This window comes from Terriglobus roseus (assembly GCF_900102185.1).
Taxonomy (GTDB): Bacteria; Acidobacteriota; Terriglobia; order Terriglobales; family Acidobacteriaceae; genus Terriglobus; species Terriglobus roseus_A.
Map to the genome: position 1 here is coordinate 2080800 of NZ_LT629690.1, position 17168 is coordinate 2097967.

The 17168-nt window shown below is 53.9% G+C and carries 15 protein-coding genes, 1 tRNA gene and 1 pseudogene; 9 read left to right on the top strand and 8 right to left on the bottom strand.

Going from position 1 to position 17168, the window contains the following annotated elements; genetic code table 11:
- Positions 1–31: 31 nt before the first annotated feature.
- Complete coding sequence (locus BLT38_RS08785; protein ID WP_083344829.1) at positions 32–1774, bottom strand: diflavin oxidoreductase; 1743 nt, start codon at positions 1772–1774, stop codon at positions 32–34.
- Positions 1771–3558: a NirA family protein gene (locus BLT38_RS08790; RefSeq protein WP_083344830.1), complete on the bottom strand. Its 1788-nt coding sequence runs from the start codon at positions 3556–3558 to the stop codon at positions 1771–1773. The genes BLT38_RS08785 and BLT38_RS08790 overlap by 4 nt, the downstream gene beginning before the upstream one ends.
- Before the next feature lie 394 nt (positions 3559–3952).
- Between BLT38_RS08790 and BLT38_RS08795 the strand changes: the two genes are divergently transcribed.
- Positions 3953–5596 (top strand): uroporphyrinogen-III synthase, encoded by a 1644-nt coding sequence (locus BLT38_RS08795; protein WP_083344831.1) that lies wholly within the window; start codon positions 3953–3955, stop codon positions 5594–5596.
- Positions 5597–6109: 513 nt separating this feature from the next.
- Here BLT38_RS08795 and BLT38_RS20490 read toward each other — a convergent pair.
- Positions 6110–6211, bottom strand: a tRNA-Ser gene (locus BLT38_RS20490).
- A 124-nt stretch (positions 6212–6335) separates the two neighbouring features.
- On the opposite strand from BLT38_RS20490, the gene BLT38_RS08800 reads away from it, so the two are divergent.
- Positions 6336–7511 (top strand): tyrosine-type recombinase/integrase, encoded by a 1176-nt coding sequence (locus tag BLT38_RS08800; RefSeq protein WP_083344832.1) that lies wholly within the window; start codon positions 6336–6338, stop codon positions 7509–7511.
- A 192-nt stretch (positions 7512–7703) separates the two neighbouring features.
- Here BLT38_RS08800 and BLT38_RS08810 read toward each other — a convergent pair whose 3' ends face one another.
- The 4 genes from BLT38_RS08810 to BLT38_RS08825 all read right to left on the bottom strand — a co-directional run bounded on the left by BLT38_RS08810 (position 7704) and on the right by BLT38_RS08825 (position 12323).
- A complete protein-coding gene (locus BLT38_RS08810) occupies positions 7704–7946 on the bottom strand; it encodes a helix-turn-helix domain-containing protein (RefSeq protein WP_083344834.1) in 243 nt (80 codons plus the stop codon).
- Positions 7947–7973: 27 nt separating this feature from the next.
- Positions 7974–10739: a MobF family relaxase gene (gene mobF / locus BLT38_RS08815; protein ID WP_083344835.1), complete on the bottom strand. Its 2766-nt coding sequence runs from the start codon at positions 10737–10739 to the stop codon at positions 7974–7976.
- A 316-nt stretch (positions 10740–11055) separates the two neighbouring features.
- On the bottom strand, positions 11056–11817 hold the full coding sequence (locus BLT38_RS08820) for a hypothetical protein (RefSeq protein WP_172838200.1): 762 nt from the start codon (positions 11815–11817) through the stop codon (positions 11056–11058).
- A 101-nt stretch (positions 11818–11918) separates the two neighbouring features.
- Positions 11919–12323 (bottom strand): plasmid mobilization protein, encoded by a 405-nt coding sequence (locus tag BLT38_RS08825; protein WP_172838201.1) that lies wholly within the window; start codon positions 12321–12323, stop codon positions 11919–11921.
- Between the two features lie 333 nt (positions 12324–12656).
- Between BLT38_RS08825 and BLT38_RS08830 the strand changes: the two genes are divergently transcribed.
- The 4 genes from BLT38_RS08830 (at position 12657) to BLT38_RS08845 (ending at position 15537) form a co-directional block, all read left to right on the top strand.
- Positions 12657–13250, top strand: a complete 594-nt coding sequence (locus tag BLT38_RS08830; protein ID WP_083344838.1) for a hypothetical protein — start codon at positions 12657–12659, stop codon at positions 13248–13250.
- 9 nt (positions 13251–13259) lie between these two features.
- A complete protein-coding gene (locus tag BLT38_RS08835) occupies positions 13260–13607 on the top strand; it encodes a hypothetical protein (RefSeq protein ID WP_083344839.1) in 348 nt (115 codons plus the stop codon).
- A 557-nt stretch (positions 13608–14164) separates the two neighbouring features.
- Positions 14165–14743, top strand: coding sequence for a hypothetical protein (locus tag BLT38_RS08840; protein WP_331711415.1), 579 nt, complete (start codon positions 14165–14167; stop codon positions 14741–14743).
- Positions 14740–15537 (top strand): hypothetical protein, encoded by a 798-nt coding sequence (locus BLT38_RS08845; protein WP_156785069.1) that lies wholly within the window; start codon positions 14740–14742, stop codon positions 15535–15537. The genes BLT38_RS08840 and BLT38_RS08845 overlap by 4 nt, the downstream gene beginning before the upstream one ends.
- A 101-nt stretch (positions 15538–15638) precedes the next feature.
- Here BLT38_RS08845 and BLT38_RS08850 read toward each other — a convergent pair whose 3' ends face one another.
- The gene (locus tag BLT38_RS08850) at positions 15639–15857 is read right to left on the bottom strand and encodes a hypothetical protein (protein ID WP_083344842.1); all 219 of its coding nucleotides are present in this window, start codon (positions 15855–15857) and stop codon (positions 15639–15641) included.
- A 161-nt stretch (positions 15858–16018) separates the two neighbouring features.
- Here BLT38_RS08850 and BLT38_RS21165 point away from each other — a divergent pair, with 161 nt between their 5' ends.
- The 3 genes and pseudogenes from BLT38_RS21165 (at position 16019) to BLT38_RS21175 (ending at position 17024) form a co-directional block, all read left to right on the top strand.
- The gene (locus BLT38_RS21165) at positions 16019–16357 is read left to right on the top strand and encodes a helix-turn-helix domain-containing protein (RefSeq protein ID WP_083344843.1); all 339 of its coding nucleotides are present in this window, start codon (positions 16019–16021) and stop codon (positions 16355–16357) included.
- Positions 16358–16522: 165 nt separating this feature from the next.
- A pseudogene (locus BLT38_RS21170) lies at positions 16523–16840 on the top strand (ImmA/IrrE family metallo-endopeptidase); the annotation flags it as partial.
- 136 nt (positions 16841–16976) lie between these two features.
- Positions 16977–17024, top strand: a complete 48-nt coding sequence (locus BLT38_RS21175; RefSeq protein WP_419865773.1) for a hypothetical protein — start codon at positions 16977–16979, stop codon at positions 17022–17024.
- Positions 17025–17168 lie beyond the last annotated feature (144 nt).

Sequence of the window (17168 nt, forward strand, 5' to 3'; positions counted from 1 at the left end):
GCAATTTCTTGAAGAGGAAGAGGCATAGGTGTTAGTACACGTCCCGGTGATAGCGGTTTTCGTCATGCAGCGCGGAAACATATTCCTGTGCTGCCTCATTTGTTAGGTTGCCGTGCATCGACACAATCCGATGCAGTGCGACATCCACATCCTTCGCCATACGACTCGCATCGCCACAGACGTACAAGGACGCACCATCATTCAGCCATCGAAATAGCTCGGCGCCGGATTCAAGCATTCGATCCTGCACATACACTTTGTGCGCCTGGTCACGAGAGAACGCAGTATCGAAACGAGTCAGATGGCCGTCGTCAACGAAGGACTTCATCTCGCAGCAATACAGAAAGTCCGTCTCTGCGCTGCGCTCTCCGAAAAACAACCAATTCTTCCCGGTATGCCCAAGTGCGCGACGCTCATGAAGAAATGCACGGAAGGGTGCAACACCCGTTCCGGGACCAATCATGATGATTGGGGCCTCGGAATTCTTCGGTAGACGAAAGCGCTTGTTGGGATGCAGATAAATCGGCACTCGGGCGCCGATCTCCATTCTCTGTCCCAGCATCGTGGACGCCACACCACCCCGGTCACGGCCGTGCGCGGTGTAGTTCACGACCCCAATTGTGCAGTGCAGCTCCCGCCCATGCGCAGTGGGACTAGACGAGATGGAATACAGTCGAGGCGTAAGCCGTGGCAAAAGTTCGACCAGTTCGGCCGCGTTCGAAAGCACTCCTGGATAAGCATGCAGAAGATCAATCAACCCACGCCCATAAAGGTATGTCTCCAGTTCCCCCGTCTCTGCAATGAGAAGCGTGGAAAGCGTCTGACATTCGGCCTTCTCTGCAAACCGTTGGACTACTTTGCGCGTCAACTTCGTGATTTGAAGATGATGCCGAAGGAGCTGTTCTACTGTGAGTGGTCCCGACTTAGGAAGAATGGCCGTATCACTCGGTGAAAAACTGAGTAGCTCGAGAATCTCATCCACAAGCGCGGGATCGTTCTCAGCCAACACACCACATGCATCCCCGGCTTCGTACTGCAGCTCCGCGTCCGTCAAATCAAATCCCACATGCACGGTTTGTTTGCTCGATGAGGGATGGGTCAACAGACGCTTATCAACCAGCGGTGCATGATATGGATTTTCACGTGTATGCGTGAGATTCGCGGCAGCAGGAGAGGTGGTGACCTGTGCCGCCTCGCTCGACTTCGGCCCGAAGTCACAGAATGCCTTGAGAAACTGCGAACTCCATGCACTGAATGCCGTATCGACATCCAAGTCACTCTCGACGCGTGCCGTGATGCGAGAGGCTCCGAGAGAGTTCAATCGATCGTCTAGTTCGATTCCAAACTGGCAGAAGTGCTCATACGCACGATCGCCAAGACAGAAGACTGCGTAACGAAGTGCTTGCAAACGGGGAGCATTGTCTGAGAAGAGAGCATCTCGAAAAACGCATGCATTCTCAGGAGGCTCTCCGTCGCCGTAGGTGCTGGCAAAGAACAATGCGTACGTCTCTTGTGCCAGCGCCGACAACGATAAGCTTTCCACTGATTGCACCTTCGGTGCATGTCCGGCTTCCTTAAGAAGCTTGGACATTTTCTTGGCAAGCCGCTCCGCCGTACCGCTCTGCGACGCGAAATAGACACTCACACGAAAGCTCACCGGCGGCTCCGTGGAGAGGGGCTTAGGGAACAAGTCAGCCAGTAACTTGTTGAGCCACGCTCGCTGTTCCGCGCTGAAGGGTGCATCTTCAGGAATGAATGGTGTCACGACTTTCATGCGCCCACCTCACTGAAGCGTTCGACCTTGCAAAAGCCACGCAACTCCCTGATAGTGTGCCGACCGCAGAACTCCAAGAACGACTCTCCCTGGACGGCTTGTTCCATGTACTGCTTCATGATGTTGTGCAGCGCGGATTGGACTTCTTTATAAGGCAACCCGGGAAATAGCTCTCGAGCCAGCGCTTGATCGTTGTCAGCACCACCGCCCACGCTCACCTGATAGCCGGGCTCGCCACCGATCTTCACTCCCATCAAACCGATATCGCCAATGTAGTGTTGTGCACAGGAGTGAGAGCAACCGGTGACGTGGAGGTTGATCGGCTGAAGAACCGGAAACGTTGCATCAAGTGAAGTTGCAAGTTCAAGAGCATGTCCTTTGGTGTCAGTCGCTGCGAAACGACATCCACGACTTCCTGTGCATGCCACCGTACCGCTCAACACACGACCTCCTTCAACTTCGAGTCCGGCATTTCGAAGAGCTTCACGAGCCGCATCTAAGTTCTGCGTTGTGATGTTCGGCAGCAGCAGGTTTTGCCAGACGGTCAGGCGAATTTCTCCCGATCCATACCGATCGGCGACATCGGCAAGTGCGCGCGCTTGACCAACGGGAAGCCAACCCACAGGAACAACCACTCCGATGTAGTGCAATCCCACTTGCGGTTGTGCATGGATGCCAAGATGGGCTGTACGGTCAATCGCATTCCGCGCCTCAGACTCTTGTGCCGAGATCCGTACGATTGGAAATGTCAGTTTCCTCTCTGTCTCTTCAAGAAAACGACCTGTCCCCCACTTGTCGATCAGGTACTTTAAACGAGCCTTTTTACGGTCGGTTCGATCACCATGTTCTGCAAAGACACGCACCATGGCGGCTGCAACAGCAACCAATTGGTCCGGCCGCAACAGCAAACCACAGTCGGATGCGAACTGCCGGTGCCCCGTGATCCCGCATAGCAACACGCGAAAGTAAACACCAGAGGGGACAGACTTTCCTTCCGCGATACGAACAGCAAGAAAGCCGATGTCGTTTGTATCTGCGAGTGTGCTAATCGTGCCGCCACCATCAAATGCGATATTGAATTTGCGCGGCAGCCCGAACATATCGCGAGAGTTGAGGATGTAGGACTGGAGCGCGTTCGCATACGGCCTCACGTCGATTAGTTCTGCAGCATCAATCCCCGCAAGTGGAGATGCCGTGATGTTCCGGATGTTGTCCGCACCTGCTCCCTGTGATGTCATACCAAGGGCTCGCACTGCATTCAAAACATCAACGATAGATCGCGGGGCAAATTCTCGAATCTGGATTCCGGCACGTGTCGTGATGTCGAGACGGCCGCAACCAAATTGCTCTGCGATATCCGCCAGCCCTCTTAACTGATCGGTGCTTACAATTCCGCCCGGTGCGCGGAGACGCATCATGAAACTATCCTGCGCTGGAGCTACATGAAACAATCCATGGAACTTGAAGCGATAGCGCAACTCAGCATTGGGAACTTTGTCTTCCGCCGCATGCTCGAGCAATTCATCCCACAGATCCAAAGGATTGGATTCATACTTCCAGCGTTCTTCCGCGCATAAGTCTTCTACGGGTGTGTTGAAGAACGTTGGAGCATCCGCCAGATTCGGTCCACCAAGATTCGGATCGGCACTGAATTGTCCCGAACCGACCTGTCCCACATAGGGATAGTTTTGAGCGACCGCAGCGAAAAAGCCCTGCAGATAGGCCTTTTGCTCCGACAAGAACTCTCCGGAGGCAATGATTTCAGGTGCTTGAACCTCTGCCATGGCAACTCTTCCTCGCACTGCATCAAGTAGGCGAGCCCAGAGTCAAAGATTCGGAGTGGGTCAGCGGCACAAGCTTCGAGAACACGCGGACGCACACTCAATCGCGAATCGAGTGACATCTGGGCTCATCGTGGAGCTTGTTTCGTAACGCTGGAACCGGCGCACCTTGGGGCCAGTCAAAAGAAGGAAGGAAGCTGTCCGGCAGTCATGGCAGGACGTACTTCAATACGCGAAGTATGACATGACACGTTCCGAACCGCAATGGGAAAGATTCCTAACCATCGCCAAGGATCATGTTCTGGGCCGGCACAGAATGCAGTTCGAACACGTTACACTCAAGAAACTTCGGCAGTTTTCTGTTTTAACCGCTGCCCATTCTCTTTGGGAGTAATGCATGCGTCATGCCAGCTTCGATGGTCTGCGAGTGCTATCGCTTGAGACCCGTCGCGCCCGCGAAGTCGAAAAGCTGATCCGCACGTATAACGGCGACCCCATCGTAGTGTCCGCGATGCGAGAGATTCCCCTCGAATCGAATACCGATTGCTTCGCATTCGGGGAACGTCTACTCAACGGCGACTTCGATCTCCTAATCTTTCTGACAGGGATCGGGGTCACCAAACTCCTCCAGACTTTAGAGACCAGGTATTCACAGGGCGCAATCCTGGAGCAATTCCGAAAACGTGAAGTGGTCACGCGTGGAGTGAAGCCTGTTGCCGTTTTACGGGAGCTTCAGGTGCCCGTGTCCGCGTCGACTGAGGAACCCAGCACATGGCATGAAGTGCTTGCACTGCTCGATTCGCAGTATGGGCAGCAGCTCGGCGGGTTTCGCGTTGCGGTACAGGAATACGGCGCAACCAATCCGGAATTCATCGCGGAGCTGGTTGGTCGTTGCGCAGAGGTTACAAAGGTTCCCGTATATCAATGGGGCCTGCCACTTGATCTCGAACCATTGCGCGATGCAGTACGCCGCCTTTGCGACGGTGAAATTGACGTTGTCTTGTTCATGACCGCAGTACAGGTGATTCATCTGTTCCAAATCGCTGATGAATTGGGTTTACGCGAGATGCTGAGTATCGCCTTGCAGCAAGCCATGGTCGTTTCGATTGGACCCACTACCACTGAGGAGTTGAAGCATTACGGCGTTCAGCCAGACTTCGAGCCTTCGCGTCCTCGCATGGGCTTCATGGTGAATGAAGCTGCACAATACGCCAAGAAGCTTCTGGCCGAGAAGAGATCAGTGCAAACGTCGTCTATCGCCGCACCCAACGTGAGACCGCGTCCACCCTACCGAGGGAGCGTGCAACAGGTCGCACCTTCTACTTCTGCGATGTCTGGATTCCGAGACGGCTTGGCTCCGTTTGACGTGCTGCAGGAAATTAGCAGTCATATCGCATCTACGGACCCACTTCACGTCACACTGTCGCGTATCGTGACGCTCGTGTCCATCGTCATTCCATGTGATTCATGCTTTCTGTACACACTGGAAGATGACAAACTTGTCTTACGCGCCTCACGGAATCCCCATACGGAAGAACTCGACCATCTCAATCTCTCCATCGGCGAAGGCGTTACCGGTTGGGTTGCAGAGCATCGTGAAACCGTTGCTATTCCGGAACGAGCAAGTGAAGACCCTCGCTTCAGTGCGTTCGTCAGTCTGCCGGAGGACCGCTTCGAAGCGATGCTGTGCGCACCGGTAAGCTGCGCAAATCGCGTCGTCGGAGTTCTGAATGTGCAGCACAGGCAGCCCTATCAACATAGCGAGTTGGAGCAGAGAATGCTCTCCACAGTTGGCATTCTCGTAGGAGCAGAAATTGAACGCGCTCGTCTCGAAACGGAGAACTCTGTCCTCACAAACAGGCTCGAAACTCGGAAGCTAGTCGATCGCGCCAAAGGCATCTTGCAGCGTGATCTGAATCTCTTCGAGGACGACGCATACCGAAACATGCAGCGAGAAAGCCGGCAGCGAAGAAAGTCCATGCGCGAAATCGCTGAAGCAATTCTCTTGGCTGACAGCTTGAGACGCGACAAGAACGTTTAATCCACCCATTGCCGATTTGGTAAAAGTTGCGAGACACTATGTCGAGCTGCAGGGGTATCTGCAGGCAATGTCATGGAGAGGATCAAAGAGATCTTGCCGCGTTCCCTCCTGACGACTCCAGTCATCAGGAGACGCAGAACAAAACCATACTGCACCCTTTCTCAGAAGATTACCCTACCGAACTAGCTCTGATGTATGGACTTCGAAGGCTAGCTCCGTACGGGTACGGACAGCGCGGCTCCCCTCACCATTGCGGCTGCTCACAGTCATTACCTCGTCCGCTGCCAAGCCATCACTCGCATGGAGAGATCGGACGACGGCTCGTCCGCCTTGCTGGAGCTAAAGAGACCAACCCAATCTCGTCGGGCCAGCCATTTCGCCGAGCATAGCGCGATTCCAGATGGGAAAATTGCCTGTTCCAGAAAAATGTTTTTAGGGGTGTCACATCCCCCAAATGGGGTGTTGAAAGCATCTTGCCGGAGGCCGACAAACCGTTCATCTTAAGAGGGTTTTTGGTAGCGATACCGGGGCTCGAACCCGGACTCTTCGCCTTGAGAGGGCAATTTTCAGGGTTTGCAGCGAGTTGCACCGCGCTGCACCGAGCTACATAACCCTTTCTTTTATATATACTTGCAGCGATTTATCTTTTGCAATGCCTTGCAGGGAAACGCAGAATTACCGGTACAAAAGTGCCACCAAAGTGCCACCAAGAATTTTATGATGTTTTTGGGGGCTTCAGATGGCGAGACGACCGAAGGAAATTCGAGGCATCAAGTTCCGACCAGATAGAGGCACCTGGGAGGCCCAATACAAGGCTGACGGGAGCCGTGTCCGGAAGAACTTCACGGATCGGCAAGCAGCCCTCGATTGGTTAGAGACAGCCAAAGGGCTACGCCATAAAGAGGGTGTCGCTTCCCTGCCTTCCAGTGCGCTGGAGCCGATCCTCACGGTAGCTGAGAAGAAAGAGTTGCAGAAGTATCGAGCTGACACCTTGCTGCTCGGTGAACTCTGCGATCAGTACCTTGCCCATATCCAGAACCCGAACAACCCGGAACGTCCGAAAGACCAGGTGAATCCGCCGCAGCGTGTTGGGGCTATCAAGGATGCTTTCGGTCATCGTCCTGCCGTGTCTCTGGAGCCATATGAAATCAAGGATTGGCTCATCTCGCTCGGTCGTGCTGCTGCGACGTTGAATCGCTACAAGTCCACGCTATCGGCGATCTATACCTACGCGAAGGAACGGAAGTTCGTCGAGTCGAACCCCTGTCGTGATGTTGCACACTTTGCCGTCACACTCGGGATTCCCCGATGGATGAGCGATGCCGAAGAGGATCGACTCCGGGCCGTTCTGGAACGCTGGATTGCAGAGACGCCCGAAGACTACGAGATGACCCGCCTGGAGCTGCGCGAGCATCCGAACGAAATCACTGTTGGCTCACAAACCGGCATGCGCAAAGGCAATCAGTACGCGCTCACATGGCCGGATGTGAACTTCAAGCTGCGCCTCATTACTCTGCCTGACACGAAGACCGGCGTACCTCATACGGTTCCGATGACAGATGACGTATTCGAAGCGCTGAAGGATCAGCAAGACATTCAAGCCCGGATGCAGGAACTACGCGGTCACAAAGAGACCAAGACGATGAAGCTCGATGGTAGGGTGTTCACCATTCGAGAGAACCGTGAATGGTTTGAGAAGGCAAAGAGAGAAGCTGGCATCACTGATTTGGGATGGCATCAACTGAGCCGCCACACGGCTGGCTCCCGCCTCGCAGCGAATAATGCGAATCAAAGAGTGATTCAGGAAGTGCTAGGGCACAAGACGATTGCCATGAGCGCCCGGTATACACATCTCAGCAAGGCACACGTTTCGAGCGAGATGAATGCGGCGTTGTCCCGTAGCCGTAAAGCCTAGCGCGTTTTCGCTCTGATGGCATCTGGTGCTTTGAGCACAGAGGAGCAGACATGCTCCTCATACCGGGCAATCTTCGCGGCAAGGGTGGCAGTCAAGGCCGTGCGAAGCGCGCCGCGCAGCGGGCGAAGCGCCTTTACGGACGCCTTTGCCGCGAGTATGTCGGGGCATGCAACGCCTTGCTGGCGATAACGATTAGGCAACTATGCGCTCCGGATGATCGCCGCGCGCGTAGCGCCGGAGGTCTGCTACTGGAACCAGTACCCTTCCTCCGATTCGTCTTGTGGGCAGTTTGTGGTTGGCAATCAGGTAGTCAAGCCCACGCTGGCTGATCGAAAGTAGCTGAGCGGCCTCGCCACGACTGACGAGCAGCTTCTCTTCGGCGGGAATCATGGCTCGCGCTGGTGGCTTCCTCTGTGTCACGTTTACTGGCTGCATCGTGCGATCCTCCCAAGATTTCGTTACCTATAAACCCAATCCGTATCCCATACTCCGCTCGACCACATGCTCTGAAGCTGGCCCGATCTTCTGTGGTGCTCCAGGCATAGCCAACTCTGGCTGGAGTGCGCTCTTATGCGAAACATCGTGGCTCAACGCCTGCACCAGCTTCTCGCGGTCGTTGGTGAATATCTGCGCGTCCCATTGTCCGCGTGATACAGAGACGTAGGCCATGCGGTGATTCAGCAGGTCGTTGGCTCCAAGCTCTGTGTCTGCATGAATCAACACACGCTCAGCCGTCAGCCCCTGGCTTGAATGGCTCGTGACCGCATAGCCGTGATCGATATGCGGAAAGCGGTTCGTCACCACCTCAACACTGCGGCCACTCTCCAGCTTCAGACGCATTGCGCCATCCGTGCCAATCTGTTCAATGTTTGCGAGCTCTCGATTCGCAACCTTCAAGTCTTGATTGGGTGCCGTGAACTGAACACGATCTCCGATAGAGAATGTTTTCTCTTCGGCTCTGTAGACAGAAACGCCCATCTGACGACGCGGATCGTATGTAGCCTGCTCACCGTTGCCACGCATCACCGTGAGCAGATTGTTCTGTCCATCCACGGCTACCACTCGCGCGTACTCACCTTTGGCGATGCCGGTTTCCTTCGATGTCCGTGAATAGTGCAGCACATCATTGGGCTGATACCTCTGCGCCCAGCTACGATCTGCTCCAGTCAACTCCTGTCTAGGCACAAGCGTCTGGATCGTATGCTCTCGCTTGCTGACCTTGCCCTTCTCCTGTAGCTCACGATGAATCGCAGTGTTGATCTCGGCACGGGAGCGGTTGTCGGGTGACACAACGAGTGTGTTTTCCGGCGAAGCGGCATACTCTCTCGCGATTGCAGAGATGCGAGCTTCGCGCCCAATCACTTCATGCACGCGGCCTTGGATGTCGAGGTTTTCGATAGCCGCTGCAACCTGGCCGCGCGCCAGCAGTTCGACGACCTCTTTCAATTCCGGATCGCGTTGGCGAAGAATCTCATCCAGCTTGACCGTGTGCATCCCGGCTTCCTGAAGCTGGTCGAACGGACGCCCCGCCTCTACGCCCTCATGCTGGCGCACGTCGCCCACTAACAACACTCGGTCATTGCGATGAAGACTAGAAAGAAACTCGTGCATTTGCCGAGTGGATGCGAGCGAGGATTCGTCCAGCACGAATAGACGCTTCTCGCCCGCATCAGGCCTTTCACCTCTGGCAAGATGATGCTGAAGCGTCGATGTTGTCATTCCAGCTTCAGCCAACTTCTGCGCTGCACGACTGGTCGGGGCAAAGCCGGTCACTCGATAGCCTTCGGACTCGGCCCCTTCACGAACGACAGCAAGCGTCGTGGTCTTGCCCGCTCCCGCCACCCCATCAAGGCCGATGATCTTCTCGCGCGTAACGAAGATGTCATCCACTGCGGCAAGCTGAGACTTGCTCAACTCTGGATGACGATCTTCAGTCTGGATTCGCAGAATCGGAGAGACGAGCATCGTGCTTTCGGAGCGACCTTCATTGTTCTTCTGCACAAAGCCAAGCATTTCCCTTTCCAGTCGAACCATCTCAGAGGTGGTGTACTGTGGTGCAGCTCTTCCATCAGAACGCTCGACCTTACGAAACTCTCCATGCCGTACTCTCTGGTCGAACTCTTGGCGTACCTGGCTGTAAGTAGCACGGCCCATGCTGCGATCCATTGCCGCTTGCAGGATGCTCCGCTCATCCTGCACGGCTGAACGCTCGAAGACATGATTGCGCGAATAGGTGATCGACTGCTGGGCCGTCTTCTCTGGTCGCTCCTCGATTCCCTGTTCCCGTCCTTGCGCCTTTGCCACTACCTGCCCCGGTTGGTTGCCAAATTTAGCCGCGAGATCACGATGTCGTTCTAAGACCTCGTCACGCGAAAGCAGGTCTTTTCCATCTCGCGTTCGATGAGCCGCAACCTGCGCTGCTCCTGCACCGTCGCGGCCAATCTCGTGGAGATGTTCTTTGATCTGAGCACGCCGTGGGCTTGATGCTTCCAGATACTCTTGCGAATACCCCTTGATCTCCGGCTGTCCGTGTACGCCACGCTCAATCTCATAACCAAGCACCTGCAACCTAATGGCAAGCTCGGAACGATACACGCTCGTCGCATAGTGCTGCGACTGGAAGAGGCTTCGTTCTTGTAAGGCTCGCGTCTGTCCGTTGTCGCGCTCTGTGATGTTGAAGATCACTGCGTGCGTGTGAAGCTGAGGAGCAGCGTATCCATCAACCGGTCTCGCGGTGTCATGTTCAAAAGTGGCTGCAACAAATTTGCCCGTCGTTTCCGGTGCGTGAATATTGCCGATACGAGCTTGGGTATACCGCTCCAGTTCATGCAGTGCAACGCGAACGCTTTCACGATGGGCATCACGCACACGCTCATCCCCACCAACTAGCGCGGTGATCGATACAGACTTGGGAGCGGAAAACGTAGCGTCCCACCCTGCACGATGTTCTGCGCTTGTGATCTGCTTGCCATACTCGTTCTCATACGTTCTTGCAGGCTGGTGCTTCACAAGCTGCGCTGCACTCACTGGATGTTGGCCTTCACTCAGCAGAGCGAACTGTCCATCTGCGACGGAGCTTTGCAAACCCCATTCACGAGCAAGCTGTCCTTGCCACTCGCTGTGCCCCTGCCGATCACGGCTCCAGTAGTTCTGCTTCTCAGACGTAAACTCTCGCGCATGGTATGTGCGGGCTTGATTGGCCGATAGCGCTTTGGAGAGAGTCAACATGCGTAGAAGCCTCAACACATGAACTGCAAAGTCTCGCAACTGCTTGCTGCATAGCGTAACCCCTAACGTGGAAATAAGGGGCGCAATTCTAAGATTTATTTTTATGCACGATCATGCGTTTACCCCTATGGATATTGGTCGAATGCGCTATTCGCATTGAATTAGATAGCCAATTAGAGAATGAACGGAGGGGCGATAAGTGATCGAATTTGACCTTGAATCATCATCTCTACGCAAGCAATTCTTCGTGCTTATTCCATCTGTTTAGTGGAGAGCATTGCGGCCTGTGAGCAGTCGCTCGGAAGTGCGTTTATAGCTACTCAATCCACTGCGATTCATCCCATACACGATGGGTTTTCCCGCTCCGCTCGAAAGCTCGCGCTCCAGGGAAGATTGAGCGAGGCATTGGTTTCCGTGAAGAGGCTTCCTCAATCGCTTGATTCGCAGCCTTAAAAGGATGTCTTTCAATGGGCTTCGAACGAGTCTCATCCGCTCTCTTTGTCGGTGTCTGTTTGGCAATACTCTCAGGGTTGAACGGTGCTACATCTAACTGCGCACTCCTTCCTTCTTTCCACCAGATGAAGAAGGCCGCTAAACGCTGTTTGAGTGCAGGAAGATTGACGATCAAATCGTCTCCGAACGGCCCCGCATAGAACCGCTTCCATTCATCCTTGATGTCGCGCCTCAAATAGATCACGCCAACGAGAAAGAGGAATGGAACAATGCTGGCCAAAAGCATCGGCTGAGCGATCACTTGCGAGAAGGTTCGTCCATCGTAGAAGTCTCGCTGAAAGAATGTTTCCAGTTCAGGTGAAGCCCATCTTTGAGCAGGCAACTTTACGAGTTGCGTCCAGCCATCCTGACGGGCGGAAAAGGACAACTGAACGGGCGACAAACCAAACCCATTGAACGCCACATCCTCCGAGATTGCAGGAACGCTTTTCCGCCCGGAAGCGGCTTTGTAAAGCCACTGTATTTCGATCACGTTCCCGGCGCTAGAAGCCCCCTTAGAGGATTCCCAATACTCCATCAAGTAGTAGCCCTGAAGTGGTGGCAACTCCCACCGAAACCACGCCACAAAGATCGCCAGAAGGAAGAACGGAACCGCACACACAAGAAGCGTTGTATTCCATGGAAAACCCCGTCGGAATCCAGCCCTTCGCATGGCGCACATGCCCCCTATTTGCTGGTGCTCTTCAGCCGTCTTTGTGCAAGGTTTTCGATGGCCTTTTGATCCTTAATCGAGTCCGCATACAGCCGCATCTTCTCGATGTCTTCTTTGGTCAAAGGCCCATTGGATGCTTGGGCGAACAGGTTGACCATGAGGTTACGTATCCCGATGATCTCGGCGAGAAGAACCACGTCAGTCGGCATTTCTTCCGGAGTACGGACGGCGGAAAGAGCGGTATCCCGGAGCCATTCGGCCACCTTCTTTCCCGCTTGAAAAGCTGCCGCTTCAATCTCCGCAAGCTCTGCTTCCGTGAGCCTGGTCGCCACTGATTTGGTACGGGAAAGTTCACCTGCACTTGAGGACGGGGTTTCTGAGGCAGGAATTTGTTGCGGATTGCTGGCGTTAGGGGCCACGGGCAGGATCACCTATCGAACATCGCTGGTGTCTGCTTCGATGCGAATTCGCACTATTCGGTTCTCAGTTGACACGAACAATCCCCTCATATTTCGCGGAAGGGCGTTTGTTTACATCCGTGAACGCAGATTCACTAAGTGTTGAACATAAACGAGTTAACGAATTTCCATCCGGCATTACTTCACAGTTCCCCTCTGGGGATGACGTGTCATCCTTATTCCGCTGCAAAGCAGCGTATTGCTCCCGGCTGACAAGGGCATCCTGATTCTGTAGGGCACATTCAAGACGTTCACGGGTTGACATGGCCAGCAGAACGTCGTAACGTAATTCACGTGAGCCACGTGAATTACATGAATAAGCATCTCCGCATTTCAGATCTGTCGCCGGGAACCGTTCTTTCTGGAGCACTAAGGGGCCAAGAGTTGTTGGCAAAGCTTCTCCCTGAAGCCGCAGCCGAACCATCATCGCCGCAGCCGCTCTATCTCGACTTTTTCGGAATCGAAGCTGCAACAGCCAGCTTCTTGCGTGAGAGTGTCCTCGCGTTTCGTGACATCGTGCGGAGCAGACGCTCAACGGTTTACCCAGTCGTCGCAAATGCAAACGAACTCGTTCAGGAAGACTTGCGTGAGGTCATCCGTTCTCGGGGTGGTGTCCTTCTAACCTGCTCGCTCTCCATGGATGGCACGGTGTCAGCCGCAGGGATGATCGGCGAGTTGGACCCTAAGCAACAGTTGACGTTCAATCTCGTGTGCAAACGCGGACAAGCGGATGCGCAAGAACTCATGCGCGAGTATGGAGCTAATGAACCAATCGGCGTGACTGCTTGGAATAACCGGCTTTCTTCGCTAGTCGCATTAGGAGTTTTGATCGAAGACATCAGTACTGGACGAACTAAACGCTACCGGCCATTACTGGCAGGAATATAGGAGACAGTTATGGGAGCTGATTTCATAAAGCGCGCAGCAAAGACTTTTGTAAAGCGTTGGGATGAAGGACGAAGGATGCTCTCTACGGCTGACCTCTTTACACGGGAACCAGTATGCGGCGCTCACTCAACCGCATTCGATTTGGAACGGAATGCGGACGTTTTTATAGGCGAAAGGCTGACTGTTGAAAAGGACGGTGAGACCTTAGTTGCGCGTCACGGCCTTTCCGAAATAGCCCGCGCCCTCCATCCACCAGCGGATTTGCTAGAGGCGGTTGAGCGTTCCTGCGGCATCGCAATGGGAACCATTGAAACCATCCACGTTGCGGCCAATATCGCGGAGATTTCTCTATGCTAACGAGGATCGGCGAACACCAGCCCCAGAACAGTCATCGCAATCTACGCCGAGAAAAGCGGCTATGGCATGACGAGTCTACAGGTATCAGATCGCTGGGTTGCGGTCAGTGCCCAGATCGTACCTTGTGTGGCGGCTTGGAAGTGAAAGCGCCCCTTTTTGATTGCTTAGATTTCTGCTGCCACAATCCGAACAAATGCGATACCGTATGTCGCAGGCAACCTGAATACGCGGGTCACGTACGTGAAATTGCTGGATTCGATCTGGCAAATGTGTCCCGCACAGAAGTCCTCTCGGCCCCGGCCCTGCCCCGTGTTATTCCGATGCTTTTCCATGGGAGCAGTCGCCAGAATCTTCTAAGTACCGACTTCGTAGCACTGCCTCTTTCTCGCATGTTTAATCGCCGTGATGGCTCCGCTAGGCATGATTCACGTGAAGCTCTGTGCGCTGCTTATGGGGTGTCTCCAGAGGCTTCCATTATCCTCACGGGAACAGACACAGATGCTCCCCTGGAGAGGTGGTGGGGCTTCGGTGAGGCTAAACGGCGTGAGCTCATTCGTATGTTGATTCGGCTTGGAGTACAGCTAACGACGAGTCCAAATTACAGCCTGTTTATAGATGTGCCTCGCTGGGACGACATGCATGCGATGAAACGTATTGCAATCGTTCATTCTGAATTTCAGTCAGAGGGCTTGCTCGCCGCACTGCATGTGAATGGTCGGACTGACTCCGACTTTAGACGCTGGGCTGAGTTTGTTGGAGCGCGTCCCGAGGTCACGCATCTGGCCTATGAGTTCACAACGGGCACTGGCTGGGCAGAACGTCAAGAGCAACACGCAGATTGGTTATGCGGACTTGCGAGCACAGTAAAGCGACCGCTCAAGCTGGTTCTCAGGGGTGGTATGGATGTTGCGAACAAACTGGCAAGCGCATTCGATCAAGTGACAATTCTCGACACCACGAGTTTCTTCAAAACGATGATGCGGAAGCGTGCCTCGCTGAATGGCCGATTGGCATGGGTCGAGGCTCGCACTGCGGCGGGCAGTCCAGTGGATGCACTATTTGCTGAAAACATCAGGTCGGTTGGAAGCTGGATCGAAAAGTCGCTCAGTACACCGGGGGTGACAGAAACCCATTGAGCGACACCCTTACGCCATTTACTTTTTCAGAACTCGACGGCGTGGCTTTCGCTGCCGAGCGGGGATTGCGCGGAACGGAGCCACCTATGGCCGCGTCCGAAATTGGCCCGATCTTCGAGTTAGGCCTTCTTTCAAAGGCGGGGCTCGTACCTTGGCCAGGTGATTCCGGCTGGTTGCATTTGAACGGCGTTGCCTCTTTGATGGCAGGACTCGCCAAGCGTAAGCACTTTTGGACTTGCCCAAGTACACGAGCAATGGGCCTCTATCGCACGTACGTGACACCACCTTCTGACGAATCTCTGTGGATAGAGTTTGGCGTAGCCGCACAATACTGCGCGACTCAGGCAGGATTTTCGAGGGATGAGAGTGCGCAACTCGTTGGTGCAATCGGCGAGATGCAAAGCAACATCTATGAGCATTCCAAGGCATCTTCAACTGGCATCGTCGCCTTCAAAGGTTCCCCAGGGACTTTCGAGTTTGTACTAGCTGATCGAGGTATCGGAGTGCTCGAAAGCCTTAGAGCCTGTTCTGAATACTCTCATCTGACAAGTCACGGACAAGCACTCCAGATGACATTGACCGAAGGTGTATCACGACACGGATCGTCCAGCGGACGTGGACTTGGCTTCCGCCCTCTCTTTCGTGGCCTGTCAAATTTAAGCGGCTCGTTGCGATTTCGTTCAGGAGACTATGCTCTGACGATCGACGGAAAGAGTCCCGGCATCATTCCTGCGAAATTGTGGCAGAAGCCTTCACTGAAGGGATTCTTCGCTTCGATTGTTTGTAGGTGTTGATACAGTTTTCCATGCGCTTGCCTGTACGCAAACACCAAGTTGCATCATGCAAAAGGGCTGCTGCCAGAATAGGCAGCAGCCCCAGAATGTGCTCGCATCGCTTAGACCGCGCGCCAATGATCTGGGCGCTTCTTATCGTTCAAATGACGCACGCGCGCGACGTGAGGTGTATGGCCCTTGGCTTTCGCCCAATCAATCGCCGCCTTCTGAGTGGAAAACGTACCGAGTACAGTGTCACCGGCAGTTTCGACTACGTAGTCATCAATACGGGTACCTTCTGGGCGTCCCTTGGGACGCGCTTCAACAAACACACTGGCCATAATCTATTTCCTCTCTATTTGACGACCTTGCCCAAACCCATTCCGTCATCTAAAGTATGACGAGAACGTATAGGGCTTGGCCCAAAATTTGACGGTCATGCCATGTGGCACATCCGTCACTATTTACTATACGAATTCGTCTATAGGTCGTCAAGTCTCAAATGCCTGAAATTTTTGCCTCACGTCTTCAATCCGCTCGTCAACTGCGCGGCTTGAGCCAGTCGGAGTTGGCCTCCAAGTCCGGCTTGCAGCCATCGGCTGTCTCTCACTTCGAGAATGGTCGGCGATCACCGTCGTTCGACAACCTAAAGTCTCTATCGAATGCCCTAGATGTTACAACCGACTATTTGTTAGGGCGCGTGGATTCTCCGACACTCACAGGCAATGTTCGCGACGAACTGTTTAGGCACGCTGAAAACATGTCTAAACATGATCTGGATACATTAACCTCATTCGCAGAAATGTTGGCTAAGAAAGCTGAACAGAACAAAAAGGACTGAACTGTGGAAGTTGATCCGTGGTGGAAAGCTGAGGCTTGCGCTACAGAGGTTCTTGGGCAATTGAAGATCGCTTCCTTGCCGGTGGATCCTTTCAGGATCGCTGCCACAAAAGACATCCTTTGTGAGGAGAAAACCTCGCTAGAAGAAGGCATTTCCGGATGCCTGATGCGCGTGGGCGATGTCTTTGGAATCATCTACAGCGGCAGATTTCAGAGTCATGGTTATCGCAAATTCACCGTTGGACATGAGCTGGGGCACTACTTCTTAGAAGGGCACGTCGACCATCTTTTTAGAGACGGAAAGTCAGCTCATGTATCTGCAAGCGGCTTCGTTTCAGATGATCGCTACGAACGCGAGGCTGATGCATTCGCAGCAGCGTTACTAATGCCGAAGGAATTATTTAGCAAAGCATCCTCGCAATTTCGGATTGGTATGAACTCCGTTGTGGCCTTGGCCTCACTCTGCGAAATGTCCCTAACCTCGACGGCTATCCGCTATGCGCGTCTTTCGAGAGATCCAGTTGCAGTCGTATTGTCTGCGGAGCAAAGAGTCCTCTTCTCAGTGATGTCTCCAGTCTTCCGGGCTTATCGGGGCCTGACATGGTTGAAGAAAGGGATGGGTGTGCCACAGGGTACCCCCACGTTCAGTTTCGGTCTGGACGCAATGAACATTGCACAAGCCAGGTCTATAGATGGAGTGAGCAGTCTTGCGGATTGGTTCGACGGTCCCGATTGCGAACTCACAGAGGAAGTGATCGGCTTGGGCTCCTACGGTCGGGTGTTAACTGTACTTTCTACAGAGTCGCTGCCTG

Excerpts from the sequence above, each read along its gene's own strand:
- BLT38_RS08795 (WP_083344831.1), top strand. The coding sequence starts at position 3,953 with ATGCGTCATGCCAGCTTCGATGGTCTGCGAGTGCTATCGCTTGAGACC.
- BLT38_RS08835 (WP_083344839.1), top strand. The coding sequence starts at position 13,260 with ATGGGAGCTGATTTCATAAAGCGCGCAGCAAAGACTTTTGTAAAGCGT.
- BLT38_RS08790 (WP_083344830.1), bottom strand. The coding sequence starts at position 3,558 with ATGGCAGAGGTTCAAGCACCTGAAATCATTGCCTCCGGAGAGTTCTTG.
- BLT38_RS08850 (WP_083344842.1), bottom strand. The coding sequence starts at position 15,857 with ATGGCCAGTGTGTTTGTTGAAGCGCGTCCCAAGGGACGCCCAGAAGGT.
- BLT38_RS08800 (WP_083344832.1), top strand. The coding sequence starts at position 6,336 with ATGGCGAGACGACCGAAGGAAATTCGAGGCATCAAGTTCCGACCAGAT.
- mobF (WP_083344835.1), bottom strand. The coding sequence starts at position 10,739 with ATGTTGACTCTCTCCAAAGCGCTATCGGCCAATCAAGCCCGCACATAC.
- BLT38_RS08840 (WP_331711415.1), top strand. The coding sequence starts at position 14,165 with ATGTTGATTCGGCTTGGAGTACAGCTAACGACGAGTCCAAATTACAGC.
- BLT38_RS21165 (WP_083344843.1), top strand. The coding sequence starts at position 16,019 with ATGCCTGAAATTTTTGCCTCACGTCTTCAATCCGCTCGTCAACTGCGC.
- BLT38_RS08810 (WP_083344834.1), bottom strand. The coding sequence starts at position 7,946 with ATGCAGCCAGTAAACGTGACACAGAGGAAGCCACCAGCGCGAGCCATG.
- BLT38_RS08785 (WP_083344829.1), bottom strand. The coding sequence starts at position 1,774 with ATGAAAGTCGTGACACCATTCATTCCTGAAGATGCACCCTTCAGCGCG.